The following is an 18,580-nucleotide window of genomic DNA, read 5'->3' on the forward strand; positions in this document are numbered from 1 at the left end:
ATTGACGAGGCGTTTATTTTCTCTCTTTAATCGGCAGGTTTTGGCCGATCCAAGGCGTTCAAATCTGGCTGGATTCGTATCGGAATTGGTGGCCGTTTTGCGATTGGAATGCCCGGTGGTTTTGAAATCGGAATCAGTGGCTGTTTTGATCGGAATACGCAGGCAGCGTAATCATCGGCAGGGATTTCACTTTAAAATCGATGATCGCTGTTCAAAGGTTTGGGGCCACCTCTGTCGGCACATCATATGATCGTTGGGTTAGCCCAGTAGGGTAGGCTGTGTTTTTTTGCCAATCAGTATCGCTAATTATTGATTTGTATTTTATAAATGGAAGGATTACTAAAAGCATTAATTTTCTGCATAAGCTTTTCAGTTTGTAAAAGAGATGTATTTTTATCAGCAATAGTTACATCTAAAGTTAGCTTATAGTCAGCTATTACTCGAAATCCCTTTAATTGAGAAAGCATATATCCAATTGCTCTATCTTCAGAAGCGGGACTTTTTTGCAATGCTTGGATAAGTTTTTCGTGCGATCCAACATCTGCATTTGAAAAGGCTGAGCTATATTTTAAGCCACACCCATGGAATGCAGCATAAAATGCTCGGCTCATGGCGTTTCGCAAGTTAATTTCACTTGCTTCAGGCAATGATTTTGCGAAATCGAGGAAGTCAACGTGATTTATAGCCATGAGCGATAGGAAATTGAAAAGGTATTTTTGTCAAAAAAATAATGATCTTTAGATATTTTTTCACATAGATCCATATTCATTTCTACCACTTTAGAAAAATCAGCATTAACATCTATAAAGCAATAAATATTATTTGCCGATTCAGACTCATCTGTAAAAAAAACTCTTGAACCGCACCTTAATTTATTTTTGAATACCAATTCATCTGCCACTTTTACTAATGAAGACGCTATATCATCATTAATTCCAGACTCTTTGAAATGACCAGCAACCTTTAAGATATCAATGATTTGGTTATTTGCATTTCTAGGCAGAATTTTACAAAGCACTTCATAGTAACGATAAATATCGCTTGAATGCCCGGACTCAATAGCTGTATTTATGGCTAATTCAAGTAAATCAGGATTGTTCTCGTAAAGGTTTATTGCTTTTTTAATCTCCTGATAAGCCTCATTCGACATCCCTAAATAATTAAGAGATCTTGAATAGTTCTCACGATAAATAAGATCATGCGCAGGATCATAGCTCAATTTTATAGATAGCTCATGGTTTTTCTTGCAAGCTTCAGCATCTACTTCAAGGCATGCGAGCATTCCTAATATGCAATACCCGTAGTCTGGCTCAACTTTTACAACCTTCTCCGCTTCTCGTTTCAAGCGAGCCAATGTGAATGGATCAAGTTGTTTATTTCCAGCAAACAATATGGAAATTTCATCAACAAGCTGATTTGACTTAGTTTCTGCTTTAGGTGTCATAAGTTTTAAGAGTTAGCTAAGCGTTGATAATTGCTCTAAACCCTAATCTCTTGTGAAAAACAGTGGATTTATTTTGTTTAACCACAGTGTGGACCGTATTATAGTTAACTTTGTTCACTCTTGGAAGGAGTATGTCCTGTAGGATATGCTGATGAAGCCAGTAGATGGGCTTCCCGGCCCGGGTGGGCGCGCTTTTCCGCCTATCGGCTATGCTTCAACTAGCAGACAAACAATTGATCTCTAGAATGACATCGTTATAGGCGACATTGCGAAGAGACTCGACTTCGAGCGCATCGCCTTGATGCGCTTTTTCGATGGAGATAACCCTTCGTTGCATCCGACTCGCTACAGTCGCCTTTGGTAGCTTCCGCTAGCAGGTTAACTCAAACGTTACGAGTAGCAGTCTCTGGCATCACCCAGTCATTCCAGAGAACACCTCGATCGGCAGAAAATGGCCGACCTCTGCCGATGACCAATGAATATGTCAATTTGAGCCATACCTCAACTTGGCGTCAGACAGACCAAGCAAAGATCGTCAGGTTGGAGTCGATTTAGGTCCTTCCTGACACATCTGGCTCGGCATCTATGGCTTCAACCTGACACTTTACACCCTTGGCGTACGATTTTTTCCATTTTCTGTCACGACCCCTATTGATAGCTATCAATATTTTATAACTGCAATGTTCCTGCTTATTTATGTGCAATTTTTTCCATGTTCAAAACCAGAAAACAGCCCCAAAATCACTTTTTGCCGGGATTATCCTTTAATAAGGAAGATCGTTATTAAAAGATATGCGCACAAATTTTAATTAGGATAGATATCTATCATGTGAATTTGTCGTCGAGATACGTAAGTACGCACCCACCTCCGGAGGGTGACAATTCCTGCGGCGGTATCTCCGCCGACACACTTTAAGCCTGGCTTTGATTCAGGCAAAGCCGCCAAAGCTCGATAAGATACCGCACATCAATTCCGGCTCGATGTCGCCCGCCCACGGTCGCCCTGGCCTGCAATATCAGGTTTTCGTATAACTGCCATCGCTTTTTCTCGTCGGGCTCCACCTTCATAAGCAGGGGCAGCATCACGGCATCCGTATGGACAACCCGAAAGGGAGGGTGATCGAAAGCAGAGCTCACACTGAAAAGCACATCTATCCAGCTCTCATCAAAGCCGCCGCCATCGGCATACAGGATCTCGCCGGCTGGGACTGACTCACTCATACGCTGGCAAAGCCATTCAGGGTGAATGCCTTCCTGCCGGCATTGCTCCCGGCTGAGGCCGTGGACTTGCTGAGCATTATAATCCCAGTCGGTCCATGCCTCGATCGCATACGGATTAATCAGATGGCTCTCGATGTTGCCTTCCGGATCTGACCAGCCGACTTCGATCGGGTAACTGTCCATGCTGAGCGAACTGGCCTCGATGTCGAGAAAGCGAGGCATAGGTTGAGGAAGGAGATGGCGTATCAACTCTCGACGTTCGGTTTTGCCTGCTTTAAGTTGCTCGATGGATTCCCGCAACCGTTCTGCGTTGTTTTCAGCCAAGAGATATTCAGTTTCATTCATGCGGCGCCTACGTATTTATAAAGGGCTGGCCTCGATGTCGAGAAAGCGGGGCTGGGGAGTTGATTTCACGCTTTTGTTTCCTGAATACGAGAAACTTTTTGACAAAAATGCGTTATTCCATGTATTGTTTCTTGAAAAGGAGAAACAATATATGGCGAGAAATTTCAAAATACCACCTCATAAAAGCACAAATCTTGTAACCACTCAAGCCGACATCGGCTTGATGATCAAAGCAATGCGCAACAAACAGTCAATCCGAATTGATGATGCTGCGGCACTTTGTGGGGTTTCAGTGTCGCTATTGTCTGCATTGGAGAGAAATTCTGGTCGGTCTGTTAGTGTTGATAAAGTCTTAAATATTTTGGATCAACTGGGTTTAGCATTGGTTATCACAGATAAATCAAAGGCAAGGGATATTTTAAGTGGGATCGATGAAGCGCTGGTCTGACAGCCTCGATCTCATTTGCTCGATCGACTGCATGATAACATCATGGATCTTATCGATCATGGCCCGGCCAGCCGGATCGTTCCGTATGTCCACCAACTCTTCGATGACTAAAGGCAAGGCAGACTCGATCCGGTTCATGAGGTTGACCTGAGTCTTGGCGATGCATTGAGTATCGCTGCCAATTTCGACAGCAAACCGTTCCCAGTGGCGAGCCATCAGCCAACGCGACCGATTCTCGCCGCCGATTTTAAGGGCAAACTTCTGCGTCAGATGCGGATAAACCGCCGTGCAAAGCAGGTCGTAAAAGGGCGCTAGTTGCGTTCCTTCAGCCGTTGTCATAACAGATAAATTTTTAGCGTGATCATCCCGATTTCCCACCAGCACAACGTATTGCCGGCTGAAATGTGCCAAGCCTTCTCGATAAAGTCGAGGATATCGCCTTCTGGCAAGAGATTTTGAAAGAAAGTCTCGACCGGATCGCCATCAAAAACCTGCCTAGAAAGAGGCAGTTGGGGCGTCAAGGGTATGGCGTCATCGTTCGCTAGCCAGTGGGGCGCATAGGTAAAGACCAGGCGATAAGACGCATTTTTAGTCAGAGAGCCTACCCAGTGTTGGCCTGCAAACACATTCAGTGGCACAAGATCAGTCAATCCCGGCCTCCGCAACGTGCTGGACATTGGCTGAAGCGACTTGCTGGATGGTTCGGTAATATCCGGAATGGGACATCTGAATAGTCCGTAACAACGGATATTGTTCTGAAATTGCATTGCGGGCCATCGGTCCGCAAGCAATAACCCCCGCCCTGATCTCAGAAATCAGCTCATCAATTGAGACAATTGCGCCCCCTGCGATGGTATCTCTGCCCGTCGGGTGACTCACAAATACCGCGACCTGCTCAATCTCGGTCGTTGGAGGAAGCCACGAGAATAGCTCGGTCAGTATGTATTTCTTTCCGGCCTCAAATTTCTTCTGGTATCGCGCCTCTCGTTTATCCCAGCTAAGCGCATCAATGGACGGCTCGTAGTGAACCAGCTTCTGATTGTGGGGGTGGAAACCGACTATATCCAATTCCATTTCCCACCCTCCATGGCTTAGGCGTCCCACCTTAATATTCTGTCGGATCATGAACCCCTGCCATTCAAGGTACTCAGCTATCAGTGTTTCGAGGTGCGACATATCGACTTGCAATCCACTAAGATTTTAGAAAAATTCTGGATATCATCCCATACCGGCTGATCTAACGTAACTAGTTATAACGGCTTGCATTTGAAAATGGCCGGGCTCGCATTTATCGCCTATTTCGGCTCAAATTAAGTGAAAATGAAAATACAGTCCGGCTCAGATTATCTGCAAATGAGCTTGCATTTATCTGGCCAAGCTCGCATTCAATTTTTCCCAGGCTCACTTTATCTGCAAATGAAAGCAGGCTACAACCGCTCAAGTTCAGATGGTCACTCTCTCATTAACGGTAAAAAACGACCCTTTTCGGTCTTTCACGGCTTACTCATTTAACGTCTGTTCAATATCAATGTGCGGCCCCTTGTTCAGGAAGGGTATTTTTCTTTAGCAGTAGAGGTAGAGGTTGATATCAATAATAAAATACCGTAGCATTCATGTTAACAGATTGCCAGAGTGGCATTGTACACCGATAATCGTAAATTAATATACACCTAAATAGGTGTCTACTTAACGTTAGCTTTCAAGGAGAATTCCCATGGGTTACGAAGTTCATATAACTCGAAAGGACGAGTGGTCCGAGGAAGACGGCCCAGAAATAACCATTGAAGAATGGAAAAACTATGTTGCAACCGACCCTGAAATGCGGTTGGATGGTTTTGCCGAAGCCACCACACCTGACGGCAGCGTATTGAGAATAGAAAGTCCTAGTCTTTCAGTATGGCTTGCTTACTCAGGACATGAGAAAAACGGAAACATGGCATGGTTCGATCACTTTGAAGATAGAATCACAGTTAAAAACCCCGATGAAGAAATACTCATCAAAATGTATGCAATAGCATCAGCGCTTGGGGCAAAAGTCCAAGGTGATGAGGGTGAAATTTATGACTCAAAAGGTCAATCAAATTGGCAGGAACTTCGAGGAAATGCTGAGCCAGAACCAGGTTTGGCTAAGAAGCCATGGTGGAAATTTTGAGGTTGAAAGCTAACAGTGCTATAAACTCGGACCGCAAAAAGCATCGCTTCGCTCTGCTTTTTGCGTCCGGTTATGGCCAGCGTTAGGCGTCAAAGGCAGAAGCAAATGGAACTTCATGAGCAGCTTGAGCAAGTTACAGACCAAGCATCGTTCTTGGCCTTTGTGCGTGCGCTAGCAAAAGATCGTGCGTCAGCTGTTCAAGCCGAAATGAAGAGGCCCGGCTCATCTTATGGCCCAGACGCCGGGGGTTGGGAAAACACTTCTATTGAGTCGTTTCTTGAATCAGCAGCGGCATGGGCGGAGGACAGCAATTTTGGTTCGCAGCAAGGATTAGCGTCGGCCAATCCTTGGAGGAAATTTGCGGCCTTCCTCTACTGCGGGAAGGTCTACGAGTGAGTTGCCGCCCAACAAATGCTTGCAGTGGACGTCTTCGCCTTCGGCGAGGCAGCCACTGAATATTGGAGTTACGCGTCATGAATACATGCACACCACGTATTGAGTCGGCCATACGCGAGCACCTCGCCCCGGTCTTGCGTGCAGATGGCTTCGCAGGCTCTGGACGGACCTTTCGCCGCGTCGCTGGACAGTGGATTCACGTCGTCAACATCCAGGTCTGGCGTTACGGCGGGCAGTTCGCCGTCAACCTCGCGGTGCAACCCATGGCAATTCCCCAGGTGTGCGGCAACACGCCAGACTCAAAGAAGATTACAGAGGAACTCTGTGAGTTTCGGCGTCGCATGTCAGAGTCTCAGGAGCGGGAAGATAGATGGTGGCAGCATGACTCCACGGATGCGAGCATGGCATCAGCCGTTCAAGACGCGACAGCAACATACACCCAAGTAGGCCGACATCTGCTGAACGATGCAACCGCCAAGGACGCCGATCTCAATACAGTTACGCCATCCGAATTTGCAAAAGGCAACTTCAACTTTCTTGGCTTCGGCTCAACAGAATGTCGAATGGCCTTTGCCTTGGCACGCTTGCGCAGAGCTCAAGGTCAATTGGATGACTCTCGCGCATTCGCTGCTCATGCCTTTCAAAGTGCGGGTTCTTCGGCGATCCTCATCAAAGCCGAAATTCAGACGTTCCTGAAACATGGTGACGCATAACCCCTCCGTGAAGGGGACGTCTTGCGCCAAGGCGCAAGAAGCGCCTTACATAGAACGTTAGTTTCAACGCTGCATAACAACGCGCTCCTGCCGACATCGGCAGGAGCGCCGCCGCACCTAAACTCGAACGTTACAACAGGCAGCTTTAGGAGAGTGACCAGCCGTTTATTTTCTCTCTTTAATCGGCAAGTTATTGCCGACTGCTGTCAGTGTCCCATTTAGGTATACCCATCAGAGACACCGTCATTGAGACAGTTTCCGTGTATCAATAGGATACCATTTTAGAATTTGAGGCATTTCAAATTGAAAGCCTAAACCCTAATGAGACGGATTTTGGCTCATCTGATATTTGCAATTAATGTGAGCCCGCGAAGATGAATTGCGAGCCGGTGCAGCATAAATGCAAGCTCAGTTGCAGATAATGTGAGCTCGGCTGTTATTCATTTTCAATTATTTTGAGCCCAAAATAGCGTTAAATGCGAGCTCGATCAGTTTAAAATGCGAGCCGTTATAACTAGTGGCGGCACAAAAGTTAGGCTTCATTCATGCGGCGCCTACATATTTATAAAGAGTCGTTCTCGATATCCCGTACCGCTTCGCCACCGTAGACACCGCAATCGATGGATCTTTCAATAGGGTTTTGATTTCTCTAATCTGCTTGGCATCAAGCTTTGGCTTCCTGCCGCCGCTTCGCCCCCTGGCCCTGGCAGCGGCGAGACCTGCCTGGGTGCGTTCACGAATCAGGTTGCGCTCGAACTCAGACAGAGCCGCGAACACATGAAACGTCAGCTTGCCAGTCGCACTGGTAGTTTCGATTTTTTCGATGAGACTTTCAAACCCGACTCCAGCCCGCTCAAGATCAGTTACGATTTTGACCAGATCTTGCAAGGAACGGCCCAGCCGGTCCAGCCGCCAAACGACGAGAGTATCGCCGGCCCGAAGCGCCTTTAAACAATTCCCCAGCTCGACTCGGTTGGCACTCTTCCCACTGGCTTTTTCTTCATAAATGATCGAGCATCCGGATTTTTTTAGCGCGTCCCGCTGAAGGTCTAAATGCTGGTCGTCGGTGGAGACTCCGGCGTATCCTATTCTTTGATTCATTGACACTTTATGGACGTAGATAAATTGACATAAATATTAACACATTTTGGGGTAAAAAGTAGGGGAGAAAAGGCGGCTGTGGCAATTGTTCAGAAAACAACCGTTTGTTGAACAGTGTTGGATGTTCGTTGCCGCATTGCCGGCAAGCCCATCTAATCCCGAACTTCATTTGCAATTAATGGGGGTCCGCTAAAATGGAATACGAGCCGAAATCGGCGTTAACTGAGTCTCAAAAATGTGCATAGAATCGTTTATCCCAACTGAAGAGATTATTCCTGACCTCATCGAACAAACAATTTCCACGATAATTACCAAAGGAGTTCAAGTCATTGAGTAATGAAATCCGATTTTATCGTATTTCTTAGCCAGAAATACAAAGTTAAGGTATCCACAAAATTTGTGGATAACCCTGCTAACAACTCGCCAAAATATCAGATAACGCATTGGAAGATATGCGGTTTAGTTAAGATGACCAAAAATTAGCCAACGCCGAAGATGAAGGGTGTGAATTGTTGTCTTTTGACATAGATATATTGTCTTTTGACATAGAAAGCCATCATAAAAAACCAATTTTCAGGCCGAAATCGGGTTGAAAATAGTGTTTTATGACCTTGAAAGCTGGGGGATAAGCCGATTTATGCGACAAAATCGGCCTATTGTCTTATGACATAGCTCTTTAGCCAACGCCGAAGATGAATGGTATGAATTGTTGTTTTATGACATAGATATATTGTCTTTTGACATAGAAAGCCATCATAAAAAGCCAATTTTCAGGCCGAAACCGGATTGAAAATAGTGTTTTATGACCTTGAAAGCTGGGAGATAAGCTGATTTATGCGACAAAATCGGCCTATTGTCTTATGACATAGCTCTATAGAATTACCTCATAAAAATGCATGCAACGCATGCATTATTCTGTGTAAAAACACTTACTTTTGTTTAAATTTAATTACGAATCCTTGTTTTTGTGTAAAAACGCTTACAAGACAGCGGTTTTGTTTAAAAACACTTCCGATCCGAGACAACCAAGTTTCCTCCCTTGCGATATTTCAAATTTTCTGTGCCAAGGTCAAGTCGCTTCATACGATAATACCTTAAACCACCCATGGAGCACGGCCAATGCTGAAGCCTGTTGTCTACCTCGAAGCGCGTGATCCGGCCCGCAACATTCACCGCGCCTATTCGATCGCCTACGGACAAGACCTCTTTGGCAACTGGATTGTGGAAACCACTTACGGACGAATTGGCGGCAAAGGGCGAACCATCGTTACTGTAGTAAACAATGAAGATGAGGCAATCAATCATGTGCAAAAAGCGCTGAAACGCCGGGAATCCGCCCCGAAGAGAATCGGGGTGGGTTATGAGGTTCACGATGCATTCGGTGGGGCTAACGGCGTATAGCCGGGCGCAAATCGAATAGTCAGTTCACTCAAAATGCGCCCCGAGTGCTCATCAATCTTTCCCGCATAGTGGTTTACCAGGTCCACCATGCCTTGAGTTACGCCACTACCCCCCGAAAATCCAACGTGCAGCAGTCCATTTTCATCTCTGGTGAACTGGAAAGTCACAGGCTGCATTCCGTTGTGTTCCACGCCCCAATCGGATTTTATTTTTAGGAGGGCGACCAGCCGCATCCAGCCTTGGCCTATGCCTTCTATCGGTGGGGTATCTATTAGCGAGAGCAAGTTATTGGGGGTGGGCTCAACCTTCCGGCCCCGGCTATTTTGATCTTTATGTTCCCCGCAGGCGGTGATAATCCAGCCCTCTCGGCTGTACTCTTGCCCCGGCGCCCCGCAGGTTTCGCAGGTATGGGACGATATGTATCCAGCCATGCCGACCACGCCCCCGGTATAGTCGTCGTGGTGATCGTGGTAGAAACGTAAATCGCCAAACTTTTCTTTCACTTGAACGGCCTTGATGTCGGGGTTGTGATTAGACAGCAGGGCAGATATTGAATAGATCAGCTCATACCAGCCATTCCCGCACTCGAATCCCCAGCACATCAGCGTTTTCTTCATGTCCCCATGTCGGTCCCGATAGAGACCTGGGAAGTCGCTGCATAATTTTTTATCAAGATCTGATCTCATTGGATTTTTCTCGAATGGTTGCGGTTATGTTGTGCAACAGTTTTAAATTTTGTTGCACAACGCGTTCGTCAGCAAGTGCCCCGAGTGCTCATCAATCTTTCCCGCATAGTGGTTTACCAAGTCCACGATGCCTTGAGTTACAGCATTGCCCCCCGAAAATCCAACGTGCAGCAGCCCATTTTCATCTTTGACGACCTGGAAAGTCACTAGTACAACGCACCGGAAATTCTCCGAATAATTTTTAAACCACCAGAGGCCTTCCGGTATAAGTCCAGCGAAAAGGCTTAGCGAGGGTTTCATTGAAGAAATCGATAAACTGAAAAATACGTCCTTTCAAATCTGCTCTCGAGGTGAAGCTTGCCCGTTTGAGCAAGCGACGGGATAGAATGCCAAACCAAATCTCGATCTGATTCAGCCACGAGCAATGCTTGGGCGTATAAACAAAGCGAATGCGATGGCTTTCGTCCTGCAAAAAAGCCGCGCGGGAGTTCATATCCCGTAGTACTCCGCGTTCCCCTTTCACGCCCAAGTCCTCGTCAATTCCGCAGGCTTTGGCGATCCATTCCACCAGCGTCGCGGATTTATGGGTGTTCAACTGATCGGCCACAAACAGCCATTGCCCCTGAGGGTCTGTGGCGACGGTTTGCTGCACGTGGGCGACAAAGTCAGCTTCTGTTCGTGTGTCCTGAACAGTGGGCGCAATGACCTTGCCTGTTGCCACCTCGAAGTTGGCAATCAGGGCTTGGGTGCCGTGGCGCCGGTATTCGTACTCGATCCGTTCCGGCTGTCCGGGTTGCATGGGCTGTGCGGGGTGAATGCGCTCCAGGGCCTGAATGCCGGTTTTTTCATCGATGCTGATCACGTGAATGCCTTGCGCATGCAGCGCCGGGGCTTGCCGATACAGGTCGCATACCGCTTCGACGTTGACCTGGAAGGTGGCTTCATCGTCGATGGTGGGATTCAGCCAATAGCGCGTTCGATGCGGCTTTAGCTGACCCTGCATTTAAAAAACGACCAATACTGGTCGCTGAGATACGGTCGACAATGCCTTGCTTAACGGCTTCCCGTGCCAAATCTTTGCGCGTCCAATGCGTCAAGGGTGAAGGCGGCGTTTCACAAGCCAACGCCAGCAGTTGGCAGACCTGTTCGGCGCTGAAGGTCTGTGGTGCACCCGGACGTTCCGCATCCGCCAGAATCGTCTCGATCTGCCGGCGTAAACGTTCGGGATCATCTTCGCAGGCAGCCAGCGCCTCTTGGGCCGACAGCCAACGACGACGCCACAAACCGACCGTCTCTTCCTTGATGTTCAGACCCTGCGCGCTGGCCTTGTTGCGACGGCCGGCTCCCGCATTTAAGACGATGCGCGCCCGCTGCACTAAACTGTGCGGCAGTTGCCGACTTCGAACAATGGCTTCCAGCGTCGATTGTTGGGCTTGCGTCAAAATAAGCGGAGTGAGTGGGCGCATCGCTTCCTTGCGGGATGATTTTCGGGCTTGCTATTATCCTTCATTTTTTAGGTTTGTAGTACTAGCGGCATTCTGTTGTGTTCCATGTCCCAATCGGATTTTATTTTTAGAAGGGCGATCAAGCGCATCCAGCCTTGGCCTATGCCTTCTATCGGTTGGATATTTGTTAGCGAGAGCGAGTTATTTCCGGTGGGTTCAGCCTTCCGGCCCCGGCTATTTTGATCTTTATGTTCTTCGCACGAGGTAATAATCCAGTCTTCTCGATCGTACTCTTGACCAGGGGATCCGCAGGCTGAGCAGGTATGGGATGAGATATATTCAGCCATGCCGACGACGCCATCGGTGTAGTCGTCGTCGCGATCGAGGTAGAAACGTAACTCGCCATACTTTTCCTTGACTTGAACAGCCCTGATGTCTGGGGTGTGATTAGACAACAGGACAGATATCGAATGGATCAGCTCATACCAGCCATTCCCGCAGGAAAACCCCCAGCACATCAGTGTTTTCTTCATGTCTCCATGGCGGTCCCGATAGAGACCTGGGAAGTCGCTGCATAATTTTTTATCAAGATCCAATCTCATTGGATTTTTCTCGAATGGTTGCGGTTATTATGTGCCCCGAGTGCTCATCGATTTTTTTGGAATAGTGGATTATCAGGTCCACCATGCCTTTTGTCGATTGATCTCCCCCGGAAAATTCAACGTGCAATTGCCCGTTGTCTTTCTTGATTGTGAGGTCCACCACGGGCGGCATCCCGTTTTTTTCGACATCCCATTTGATGATTTTTTTGAGGGCGACGATCAATCTGAGCCACCCATTCCCGATGTCGTCGTCAATCGGCGTTGTCGCCGCCAAGTCTTTCCCGATGGCTTTGGATTTCCTGCCCTTGTGTTTCTCGCATAGGGTTGAGATATAACCGTCGTGATCCCTTTTTATGCCGGGATCCCCGCAGGCTTCGCATATCTGAAAGGAAATATGGCCGGCCATTTCCACCACGCCGCTGGCATAATCGTCGCCATGGGTATGATAAAAGCGCAGGCCTCCGAATTTCTCTTTTATCTGCTCGGACTCGATCTCAGGGTTATGTCGGGTCAATAATTCTGAAACGCTATGAACCAGCTCGTACCAGCCATCACCGCACTGAATCCCCCAATAATACAAGGGGTCTTTGGGCTTGCTTCCATAGCAGCTCTCGAAAAGGGCTGGGAATTCATGGAACAGTTTTTCATTAAGCTCTTCTTTCATGCTTTTTCTCGTTTTGGAAGGTCGAACACAATCGGATCATAGACAGCCATGTAATGCCTGTTGCAGATGCAGGCGTTGATGAAGGTTGTGCCGTTTTGGGTTATCACGCCCCGGTCTTCATGGACATGACCGAAAACATGAACCTTTGGCTTGACCCGCTGCAACGCGCGGCGCAAATCCTCGCAGCCAACATGCTTGCCACCATCACCATCAACGCGGTCCAGAATGCCATAGGGCGGAGTATGAGTGATTAATACATCTGTGTCGTCAGGGATCAGCGCCCACATCTCAGCGAGTTGTCGCCCGCGAGGCAGATTGAATGCCCAGTCGAAAAACTCGGGCTGCCAAGGCGAGCCCCACAACTTTACTCCTTCGATTTCGACGCCGCTGTTTTCAAGATAACAGGTCGCGTTTTTTAGTAGCGTAGCGGCCTTTTCGGTGGTGAAACAATCAAAGGGAATATCGTGATTCCCTGCCACAAACAGCTTGTGCTTGTGGGGCAGTCGCCCGAGAAATTCATCGAACTGCTGTAATTCATGCATACGACCGTTCAGGCAAACATCGCCGGCAACGATCAGGACATCGCCGTCTGGAACATCGATAGAGTTGGTCTGACAGTGTGTGTCGGATAGGCAGACGATGCGCATGCCCTTACTGGGGGTTGCGATTTGATGTGCTTCATGTTTTAAAGGCTGTCGAAATCGATGGTTTTTTCGATGCATGTGCATGACTCTCTTCTCTTGTTGAGCGGAGCATGAACATCACTGTAGTAAAGATTTTTCGAAATTCAGAAAAACAGAATACCAACACTGAGGTCACGCCCCAGTTGTATAGTTGGGGGGACGATCAGACGGCAGTCGTGGTCGGGGTAATCGAGGGGCGCAGGGTGGCATCAGCATGATCAATGCGACTGTTTGCAATAGCCATTATGCCCTCCCGGTTAGTGATGATTGAAATTGTTAGTCAAGCGGATCTTGCGATCAAAGCCCTTAAGTCGGATTATCTTGCCTTTTTTCAGGAAACGCAATGAATTTTGCTAAGAGGCTGTTTGGAAATTCTGATTTTTCGGTTTAGAGTATCGAAATTTTGCTATCACTAGGAATGAACACTACTCAAAAAATCGGAAAAAGCGCTATCCGAGTAAGATGAGCGATGGCGCGTGGCGCTGCTTGAAGCCGCATCTACCGCTGTCGCTAGTGGACTGAGTTTTGCTTTTCGGTAGTTTAATATTTGGATTTGACGATAAAAAATCCTGTCACGGCGCCAATGAGATATTTTCAAGCTTGACGATGAGACCAGACCGACGATCTCAGATAAGAAGGCTTCTTTATCTTTATGGTGCATCAATCGCAAACGATGGGCCCAGTGTCCCAGGCCCTGCGTATTATCAGCCTCTGCTCAGTGTGGAAAAGCGAAATAAGCAGAAGCGCATAGGTTGCCAAAATTGGCCATGCCAAAAATTGCTTGCCGTATAACGAATGATTTTCTGCCAAAGAAAAGGGCCAGCAACATAGCTATAACAGTACCTGCTATCGCTGTGACGCCAAATCTCAAAAGAACTGAAGCCGAGTAATAATCGAAATATTTAAAAAATTCTAATGAAGACATATTTTTCTAACAGGTGTATTTGCTTTTATTAAAGTCTTAACGCTTTGTGTTTTTATCTGTTCGACTACAAGGCATTCGTCCTATCAAGCCTTTACCGCCCGAAGTCCTCAGCTTTTTACCAGATACTCATAGTCCGCCCCCTGCCTCCCAGTGACAAACTTATCACTTTGCTGCCGAAATACAGCCTAATTCCTTTGGTAGATCTAATCCGTTGTCTAAATCTAAAAGCCACAACCACCTCACGTCTTTTAAACAAAAAAAGTCTAACGGCTAATTATATCCTGATTAGCTTATGTTTTTCTTTGGACGCCCCATCTTTTTCTAATCCGAAGTCAATAACCTCAAAAGTCATCTGGATTTAAGTAAGTTTAGCACTTGATTATATTCATAATAGCTTAGTTTGTTATTTTCTTTCTTTGGCAATTTATAAATATCTTTAGCAGGGCAGTAAAGCGCTGCCAGCCCAAGTAGTCCACCAATTTTATATTGCAGGATAAAGAGATTTTAATTTCACCCTTGCGTCCTGAGTTGTAAAATGCAAATCTACATGAGCACCCTGGTGATTACGTTGATCTTGCCAAGCTTTTATCTCACAACGTAATGACTCTTGATCCGTAATCGTTTAGCCCCCTCCCAAAAAGTAGCAATTTAAGCCAAAAAATGAAAAGCTATAGGGCATGACGTTGAGCGACCGAGATCTTAGTCAAATGGATACGGATTATCTGGATGATTTGCCAGAGGGTCAGTTGCGCTCATTGAGTAAGCAGTTGTTGAAGGATCTTAAAGAGGCGCGGGAACGGCTAAAACAAACCCCGGAAACGAGTTCGCGTCCGCTTTCATCGCGGGAACCTTGGAAGGCGAGCGAGCCCTGCGAGGTAACTCCAGAAGAAGCGCCGGTAGCGGATGAATTACAGTTACCACGCCCGGATTCGGGAGAGCCTACAGCGCCGACCGGTAATGCCGACCAATCCAAGAAAGCCGGGCGACGGGTGGGCAGGCCGCAACCTGGCGTTGGCGGTGACGCAGACCGTTTCGCATCACCCGACTTGCTGCAACGTTTGCGGACAGCCCTTTGCCGAGGGCACCGACTATCGGATATGGACGGCACGGTATGAGCTGGAACTCGAAGTCGACAGAGCGGAAGCCTCGAAGTTACAGATCGAACACCGCCGGCATGAATACCTATCGGCGACCTGCGGCTGTGGCTATAAAACGCAGGCAATGCCGGGGCATTGCGTGGATGAAAGCGGCTGGGGTGTCGCCTTGACTGAATGGCATCTGTGCGGTCCGCGCTTGGTCAGTTTTCTGGTCTGTCTCGCCTTATCTCTGCGTGTGTCTCGCCACAAAATTCAAGGTTTTTTACGTGATTGGCTGGGGATTGACTTGAGCACCGGCACGATCAACCAATGCATTCATGAAGCGGGACGGGCAGTAGCGCCTGTCGTCGACGGTCAATTAATTTCCGAACTCAAAGCCGGCGACCTATTGCATATTGATGAAACGCCCTGGAAAGAAGTCGGGCAATTGTTTTGGCTATGGGTCTTTGTCAGCGCGCAGAGGGTGGTTTATCAAGTGGGCAAGCGTCATCGTCTTGTCGTGCAACAACTCTTAGGGGATGTATTCAACGGCTTTCTGATGACCGATGGCTTCAGTGTCTATCGCATCTTTCCCCAGCGCTTGCGATGTTGGGCCCACTCGGTGCGTAAAGCCAGAGCCTTGCATCAATGCCTGGATATCCAAGGCCAAACCTTTGGCGAAGCCTTGTTGCTAGTTTGATCATGTTGATGCGCAACATTCATGGACTCCGCGAATCGCCAGAGGAGGCCGATGCGCTACGGGCGCAAAATAAGAATCTGCTGACTTTATTGCGCGCATTGTGTGAAACGCATCAAGCCGTCCCGCATGAAGACTGCCGAAAATTAGCGGGCGAATTTCTCAATGACTGGGACGCCATCGTGCGCGTGGTGGAAACGCCCTCACACCCATTGACCATTAATTTAGCGGAGCGCAGTTTGCGGCATTGGGTCTTGTTGCGGAAAATCACCTTTGGTTCGCGTACGGCACAAGGTAGCCGAGTGATCGCATTGCTGGCGAGCGTGATTGGTACCGCCCGCTTGAGGCAATTGAATCCATGGGATTCAATTGCTCAGGTACTGGCTGAACGACGTAAAAACCAACCGACCCCTCGTTTGCCTATGCCGGTGTTGGTGTGATGGAAATAGGGGCTAAACGATTACGAGTATCTCATTAGTATGATAATGAAGGATAACCTTGATTTGGAGATACAGTATGCCCTTCCAAAAACCATAAAAACAGGGAAATATCCCTGAAATTCTGGTAAATTTGTGCTAATTTTGCTCCACTTGAAGGGGGGGGGTTAGAGGCTCCTTTATTCATTTCGTTACACAACTTGCCACATCCTGTAATCTCATGGTTTTTTACAAGCCAAGGATGGGTAAGGTGCATGGGCTGGGCAAAGCAGGCGTTGCCAGTAATCAATTTGGGAGAGGGCGAGTGAACACAAAAGCTCGGTCAAACTGCTGGAGAGCTTTGCCGAAAAGCTGAACGCGAGTATCCCGGCGGCGTGTGGGGGTTGGAGCGAGACATTGGCCGCCTATCGATTGCACATTGATCGGCAGCCAAACGCATACGGTGGTATTGTGCCTGTCAGATATCATGTAACTGATTTTAATGGCCAGTCGATGATGCGTTTAGGACGGTAGGACGGAGTTGCCCGGCAATGGATTGCGACACGGCGGTCGAACGCGAAGAATGGCGGCAGCCTGGAGCATTCTCGCAAGCCGTTGCCGGCAAAGCCGCCGACACTGAAAGAAGTCGTGCGGATCATCGCCGGTTTCGGCGGTTTCCCAGGACGCCAAGAGGCGATGGCGAACCCGGCGCAAAAACACTTTGGATCGGCCTTCAGCGCGTGATGGACTCTGCTATGGGGATTCGCGCGTTGCAAGAAATTCAGAATTGTGTATAACGAGATGCCTTTATGTGGGTGAACGAAGAGCTCAGCGTGATACCCAACTTTCATTTTTTAATCTTTAATCTATATATGGTGGCTTAATTTTCAAGATCACTCTATATAGAGTAGTGGAATTTTATTGTGATTTAGATGAGTTATGCCAAGCTGTTAAAGTACTGCTTTAAGTCTGACTTTTAATGCTTTTTGTTAACAATGGCTTATAGTTTTTATTTGGTGGTTTTTGTCAATTTTCTCGTGAAAAATCACCAAGAACAAAAAATTAATCAATTAAAATCATGCGCATAAAATTAAGATAGACTCGTGGCGTTAATTTATTTATTGCACAATATTTTTTTGATATATAATGGCTGATTTGCCTCCAAATACATATCTTTTCTGTAAAAAATGATTTTTTTATTGCAAATTATTCTAAGGGATATTTTTTTAATGATTGTGTATTATTTATATATTGGGAAGTGGATGCATTCAATTGTTAATCAGCTATCGTTGCCTACTTCTTTTTTAAGCGAGTACAACTATATTCATCACATCGCTAATATTTTATTTTCGATATTATTTTTTATTATATTTTGCGCGAATGTTATATATTGGTCAGTGTCTAAATCATCATTTAGTGATGGCCCGGAGTACTTGGAAATGATCTCTCATACAATAAAAGAGGCTGTTTACTTTTCGTTGGTTATTGGTGCGTTTTCTTTTGTCTCGACATATTTGATAGACGATGAAATTGTAAAAAACTTGAGAACTCAGGGCACTATTTTAATAATTTCATTGATGTATTTTATAGGTATTAGTCGTCTATCTTTTACTTTTCTTGGAAAAGTTAAAAGCCGCATTTATAGGAGGTAATACGATATGAATTTTGATTATCAGAAAACATTAGAGAAAAAAAGTAGCATTGCTACAAATGTAATAGTTATTGCATTTGTGGTGATTGTGGGCGGAATTCTTGGTATTTCAAAGCAATATGTTTACTTTATAAGTGGTTTTATTGCTTTAGTATCACCATTTGTTTTTTACTTTATTGATCGTATTAAGCCACTTGATATAATTTATGAGGGCATCAAGTCCTATAAAGATAGGCGTTTGTTTAATAAATCTGAACAACAATTTAATTCATTAGTTTTAAATAAGTATCACAATAAAATAATAAAACAATTATTTTCTTTTGATTATGAAAAATTTAATGAGAGTTCTGCTTCTAAGTTTTGGGAAGCTAATATTAGCCAAATTGAAAGTGATCTAAAGATAAAACCTTTAGAAGAGATGAAAATTGGCGGCCATATTGCTGTGCCTGCTCAAGGGAGCGTGATCTTACATAAAGCCAAAAGTGCACACAAATATCTAACTGATTAATTAAGA

General features: G+C 46.5%; 23 protein-coding genes. 10 read left to right on the forward strand and 13 right to left on the reverse strand.

Annotated features, from left to right (window positions below; translation table 11 throughout):
- Positions 1 to 302: 302 nt before the first annotated feature.
- From ACEPPP_RS15055 to ACEPPP_RS15065, 3 genes are all read right to left on the reverse strand, one after another.
- The gene (locus tag ACEPPP_RS15055) at positions 303 to 689 is read right to left on the reverse strand and encodes a hypothetical protein (protein ID WP_374088023.1); all 387 of its coding nucleotides are present in this window, start codon (positions 687 to 689) and stop codon (positions 303 to 305) included.
- Entirely contained in the window at positions 680 to 1,444 is a 765-nt protein-coding gene (locus ACEPPP_RS15060; protein WP_374088024.1) for a hypothetical protein, read from the reverse strand. The genes ACEPPP_RS15055 and ACEPPP_RS15060 overlap by 10 nt, the downstream gene beginning before the upstream one ends.
- Positions 1,445 to 2,356: 912 nt before the next feature.
- Positions 2,357 to 3,010: a hypothetical protein gene (locus ACEPPP_RS15065; RefSeq protein ID WP_374088026.1), complete on the reverse strand. Its 654-nt coding sequence runs from the start codon at positions 3,008 to 3,010 to the stop codon at positions 2,357 to 2,359.
- Here ACEPPP_RS15065 and ACEPPP_RS15070 point away from each other — a divergent pair.
- Positions 3,009 to 3,458, forward strand: a complete 450-nt coding sequence (locus tag ACEPPP_RS15070; protein ID WP_374088028.1) for a helix-turn-helix domain-containing protein — start codon at positions 3,009 to 3,011, stop codon at positions 3,456 to 3,458. The two genes, ACEPPP_RS15065 and ACEPPP_RS15070, sit on opposite strands and share 2 nt — an antisense overlap.
- Here the strand turns inward: ACEPPP_RS15070 and ACEPPP_RS15075 are convergent.
- Genes ACEPPP_RS15075 through ACEPPP_RS15085 form a run of 3 tightly spaced genes read right to left on the reverse strand, consistent with a single transcriptional unit; the run spans position 3,429 to position 4,532 of the window.
- A complete protein-coding gene (locus ACEPPP_RS15075; RefSeq protein WP_374088030.1) occupies positions 3,429 to 3,797 on the reverse strand; it encodes a hypothetical protein in 369 nt (122 codons plus the stop codon). The genes ACEPPP_RS15070 and ACEPPP_RS15075 overlap by 30 nt on opposite strands.
- Positions 3,794 to 4,108: a HipA N-terminal domain-containing protein gene (locus ACEPPP_RS15080; RefSeq protein ID WP_374088032.1), complete on the reverse strand. Its 315-nt coding sequence runs from the start codon at positions 4,106 to 4,108 to the stop codon at positions 3,794 to 3,796. Before ACEPPP_RS15080 ends, ACEPPP_RS15075 begins: the two co-directional genes overlap by 4 nt.
- Positions 4,101 to 4,532, reverse strand: coding sequence for a hypothetical protein (locus tag ACEPPP_RS15085; protein WP_374088034.1), 432 nt, complete (start codon positions 4,530 to 4,532; stop codon positions 4,101 to 4,103). The genes ACEPPP_RS15080 and ACEPPP_RS15085 overlap by 8 nt, the downstream gene beginning before the upstream one ends.
- Positions 4,533 to 5,172: 640 nt before the next feature.
- Here ACEPPP_RS15085 and ACEPPP_RS15090 point away from each other — a divergent pair.
- From ACEPPP_RS15090 to ACEPPP_RS15100, 3 genes are all read left to right on the forward strand, one after another.
- Positions 5,173 to 5,610, forward strand: a complete 438-nt coding sequence (locus tag ACEPPP_RS15090; RefSeq protein ID WP_374088036.1) for a hypothetical protein — start codon at positions 5,173 to 5,175, stop codon at positions 5,608 to 5,610.
- A 105-nt stretch (positions 5,611 to 5,715) separates the two neighbouring features.
- Positions 5,716 to 6,006 carry a hypothetical protein gene (locus ACEPPP_RS15095; RefSeq protein ID WP_374088038.1) on the forward strand — a complete coding sequence of 97 codons (291 nt, stop codon included), beginning with the start codon at positions 5,716 to 5,718 and terminating at the stop codon, positions 6,004 to 6,006.
- A gap of 77 nt (positions 6,007 to 6,083) precedes the next feature.
- Positions 6,084 to 6,719 carry a DUF4304 domain-containing protein gene (locus tag ACEPPP_RS15100; RefSeq protein WP_374088039.1) on the forward strand — a complete coding sequence of 212 codons (636 nt, stop codon included), beginning with the start codon at positions 6,084 to 6,086 and terminating at the stop codon, positions 6,717 to 6,719.
- Between the two features lie 543 nt (positions 6,720 to 7,262).
- On the opposite strand, the gene ACEPPP_RS15105 is transcribed toward ACEPPP_RS15100, so the two are convergent.
- A complete protein-coding gene (locus ACEPPP_RS15105; protein WP_374088041.1) occupies positions 7,263 to 7,820 on the reverse strand; it encodes a recombinase family protein in 558 nt (185 codons plus the stop codon).
- Between the two features lie 1,119 nt (positions 7,821 to 8,939).
- On the opposite strand from ACEPPP_RS15105, the gene ACEPPP_RS15110 reads away from it, so the two are divergent.
- On the forward strand, positions 8,940 to 9,221 hold the full coding sequence (locus ACEPPP_RS15110) for a WGR domain-containing protein (protein WP_374088043.1): 282 nt from the start codon (positions 8,940 to 8,942) through the stop codon (positions 9,219 to 9,221).
- Here ACEPPP_RS15110 and ACEPPP_RS15115 read toward each other — a convergent pair.
- The 6 genes from ACEPPP_RS15115 to ACEPPP_RS15140 form a co-directional block, all read right to left on the reverse strand.
- On the reverse strand, positions 9,188 to 9,838 hold the full coding sequence (locus tag ACEPPP_RS15115; RefSeq protein WP_374088049.1) for a hypothetical protein: 651 nt from the start codon (positions 9,836 to 9,838) through the stop codon (positions 9,188 to 9,190). The genes ACEPPP_RS15110 and ACEPPP_RS15115 overlap by 34 nt on opposite strands.
- A 310-nt stretch (positions 9,839 to 10,148) precedes the next feature.
- Positions 10,149 to 10,910 (reverse strand): transposase, encoded by a 762-nt coding sequence (locus tag ACEPPP_RS15120; protein WP_374088051.1) that lies wholly within the window; start codon positions 10,908 to 10,910, stop codon positions 10,149 to 10,151.
- A complete protein-coding gene (locus ACEPPP_RS15125) occupies positions 10,849 to 11,373 on the reverse strand; it encodes a helix-turn-helix domain-containing protein (protein WP_374088053.1) in 525 nt (174 codons plus the stop codon). Before ACEPPP_RS15125 ends, ACEPPP_RS15120 begins: the two co-directional genes overlap by 62 nt.
- Positions 11,374 to 11,420: 47 nt before the next feature.
- Positions 11,421 to 11,885 (reverse strand): hypothetical protein, encoded by a 465-nt coding sequence (locus tag ACEPPP_RS15130; RefSeq protein WP_374088054.1) that lies wholly within the window; start codon positions 11,883 to 11,885, stop codon positions 11,421 to 11,423.
- Positions 11,886 to 11,937: 52 nt separating this feature from the next.
- Positions 11,938 to 12,618: a hypothetical protein gene (locus ACEPPP_RS15135; RefSeq protein ID WP_374088055.1), complete on the reverse strand. Its 681-nt coding sequence runs from the start codon at positions 12,616 to 12,618 to the stop codon at positions 11,938 to 11,940.
- Positions 12,615 to 13,346, reverse strand: a complete 732-nt coding sequence (locus tag ACEPPP_RS15140) for a metallophosphatase domain-containing protein (RefSeq protein ID WP_374088057.1) — start codon at positions 13,344 to 13,346, stop codon at positions 12,615 to 12,617. The genes ACEPPP_RS15135 and ACEPPP_RS15140 overlap by 4 nt, the downstream gene beginning before the upstream one ends.
- A 1,837-nt stretch (positions 13,347 to 15,183) precedes the next feature.
- Between ACEPPP_RS15140 and ACEPPP_RS15145 the strand changes: the two genes are divergently transcribed.
- From ACEPPP_RS15145 to ACEPPP_RS15165, 5 genes are all read left to right on the forward strand, one after another.
- Positions 15,184 to 16,002 carry a transposase gene (locus ACEPPP_RS15145; RefSeq protein WP_374088059.1) on the forward strand — a complete coding sequence of 273 codons (819 nt, stop codon included), beginning with the start codon at positions 15,184 to 15,186 and terminating at the stop codon, positions 16,000 to 16,002.
- Between the two features lie 2 nt (positions 16,003 to 16,004).
- Positions 16,005 to 16,439, forward strand: coding sequence for a transposase (locus tag ACEPPP_RS15150; protein ID WP_374088061.1), 435 nt, complete (start codon positions 16,005 to 16,007; stop codon positions 16,437 to 16,439).
- 360 nt (positions 16,440 to 16,799) lie between these two features.
- Positions 16,800 to 16,949, forward strand: coding sequence for a hypothetical protein (locus ACEPPP_RS15155; protein ID WP_374090936.1), 150 nt, complete (start codon positions 16,800 to 16,802; stop codon positions 16,947 to 16,949).
- Positions 16,950 to 16,966: 17 nt separating this feature from the next.
- Positions 16,967 to 17,212 (forward strand): hypothetical protein, encoded by a 246-nt coding sequence (locus ACEPPP_RS15160; protein ID WP_374088063.1) that lies wholly within the window; start codon positions 16,967 to 16,969, stop codon positions 17,210 to 17,212.
- An 861-nt stretch (positions 17,213 to 18,073) separates the two neighbouring features.
- Complete coding sequence (locus ACEPPP_RS15165; RefSeq protein WP_374088064.1) at positions 18,074 to 18,574, forward strand: hypothetical protein; 501 nt, start codon at positions 18,074 to 18,076, stop codon at positions 18,572 to 18,574.
- The last annotated feature ends 6 nt before the right edge of the window (positions 18,575 to 18,580 follow it).

This window comes from Methylomicrobium lacus (genome assembly GCF_041897535.1).
GTDB lineage: Bacteria > Pseudomonadota > Gammaproteobacteria > Methylococcales > Methylomonadaceae > Methylomicrobium > Methylomicrobium lacus_A.

What these genes read in the sequence shown, in the direction of transcription:
- ACEPPP_RS15055 (WP_374088023.1), bottom strand. Translation starts at nt 689, where the DNA reads ATGGCTATAAATCACGTTGACTTCCTCGATTTCGCAAAATCATTGCCT.
- ACEPPP_RS15060 (WP_374088024.1), bottom strand. Translation starts at nt 1,444, where the DNA reads ATGACACCTAAAGCAGAAACTAAGTCAAATCAGCTTGTTGATGAAATT.
- ACEPPP_RS15070 (WP_374088028.1), top strand. Translation starts at nt 3,009, where the DNA reads ATGCGGCGCCTACGTATTTATAAAGGGCTGGCCTCGATGTCGAGAAAG.
- ACEPPP_RS15065 (WP_374088026.1), bottom strand. Translation starts at nt 3,010, where the DNA reads ATGAATGAAACTGAATATCTCTTGGCTGAAAACAACGCAGAACGGTTG.
- ACEPPP_RS15075 (WP_374088030.1), bottom strand. Translation starts at nt 3,797, where the DNA reads ATGACAACGGCTGAAGGAACGCAACTAGCGCCCTTTTACGACCTGCTT.
- ACEPPP_RS15085 (WP_374088034.1), bottom strand. Translation starts at nt 4,532, where the DNA reads ATGGAATTGGATATAGTCGGTTTCCACCCCCACAATCAGAAGCTGGTT.
- ACEPPP_RS15090 (WP_374088036.1), top strand. Translation starts at nt 5,173, where the DNA reads ATGGGTTACGAAGTTCATATAACTCGAAAGGACGAGTGGTCCGAGGAA.
- ACEPPP_RS15095 (WP_374088038.1), top strand. Translation starts at nt 5,716, where the DNA reads ATGGAACTTCATGAGCAGCTTGAGCAAGTTACAGACCAAGCATCGTTC.
- ACEPPP_RS15100 (WP_374088039.1), top strand. Translation starts at nt 6,084, where the DNA reads ATGAATACATGCACACCACGTATTGAGTCGGCCATACGCGAGCACCTC.
- ACEPPP_RS15105 (WP_374088041.1), bottom strand. Translation starts at nt 7,820, where the DNA reads ATGAATCAAAGAATAGGATACGCCGGAGTCTCCACCGACGACCAGCAT.
- ACEPPP_RS15110 (WP_374088043.1), top strand. Translation starts at nt 8,940, where the DNA reads ATGCTGAAGCCTGTTGTCTACCTCGAAGCGCGTGATCCGGCCCGCAAC.
- ACEPPP_RS15115 (WP_374088049.1), bottom strand. Translation starts at nt 9,838, where the DNA reads ATGAAGAAAACGCTGATGTGCTGGGGATTCGAGTGCGGGAATGGCTGG.
- ACEPPP_RS15120 (WP_374088051.1), bottom strand. Translation starts at nt 10,910, where the DNA reads ATGCAGGGTCAGCTAAAGCCGCATCGAACGCGCTATTGGCTGAATCCC.
- ACEPPP_RS15125 (WP_374088053.1), bottom strand. Translation starts at nt 11,373, where the DNA reads ATGCGCCCACTCACTCCGCTTATTTTGACGCAAGCCCAACAATCGACG.
- ACEPPP_RS15130 (WP_374088054.1), bottom strand. Translation starts at nt 11,885, where the DNA reads ATGAAGAAAACACTGATGTGCTGGGGGTTTTCCTGCGGGAATGGCTGG.
- ACEPPP_RS15135 (WP_374088055.1), bottom strand. Translation starts at nt 12,618, where the DNA reads ATGAAAGAAGAGCTTAATGAAAAACTGTTCCATGAATTCCCAGCCCTT.
- ACEPPP_RS15140 (WP_374088057.1), bottom strand. Translation starts at nt 13,346, where the DNA reads ATGCACATGCATCGAAAAAACCATCGATTTCGACAGCCTTTAAAACAT.
- ACEPPP_RS15145 (WP_374088059.1), top strand. Translation starts at nt 15,184, where the DNA reads ATGCCGACCAATCCAAGAAAGCCGGGCGACGGGTGGGCAGGCCGCAAC.
- ACEPPP_RS15150 (WP_374088061.1), top strand. Translation starts at nt 16,005, where the DNA reads ATGTTGATGCGCAACATTCATGGACTCCGCGAATCGCCAGAGGAGGCC.
- ACEPPP_RS15160 (WP_374088063.1), top strand. Translation starts at nt 16,967, where the DNA reads ATGGATTGCGACACGGCGGTCGAACGCGAAGAATGGCGGCAGCCTGGA.
- ACEPPP_RS15165 (WP_374088064.1), top strand. Translation starts at nt 18,074, where the DNA reads ATGAATTTTGATTATCAGAAAACATTAGAGAAAAAAAGTAGCATTGCT.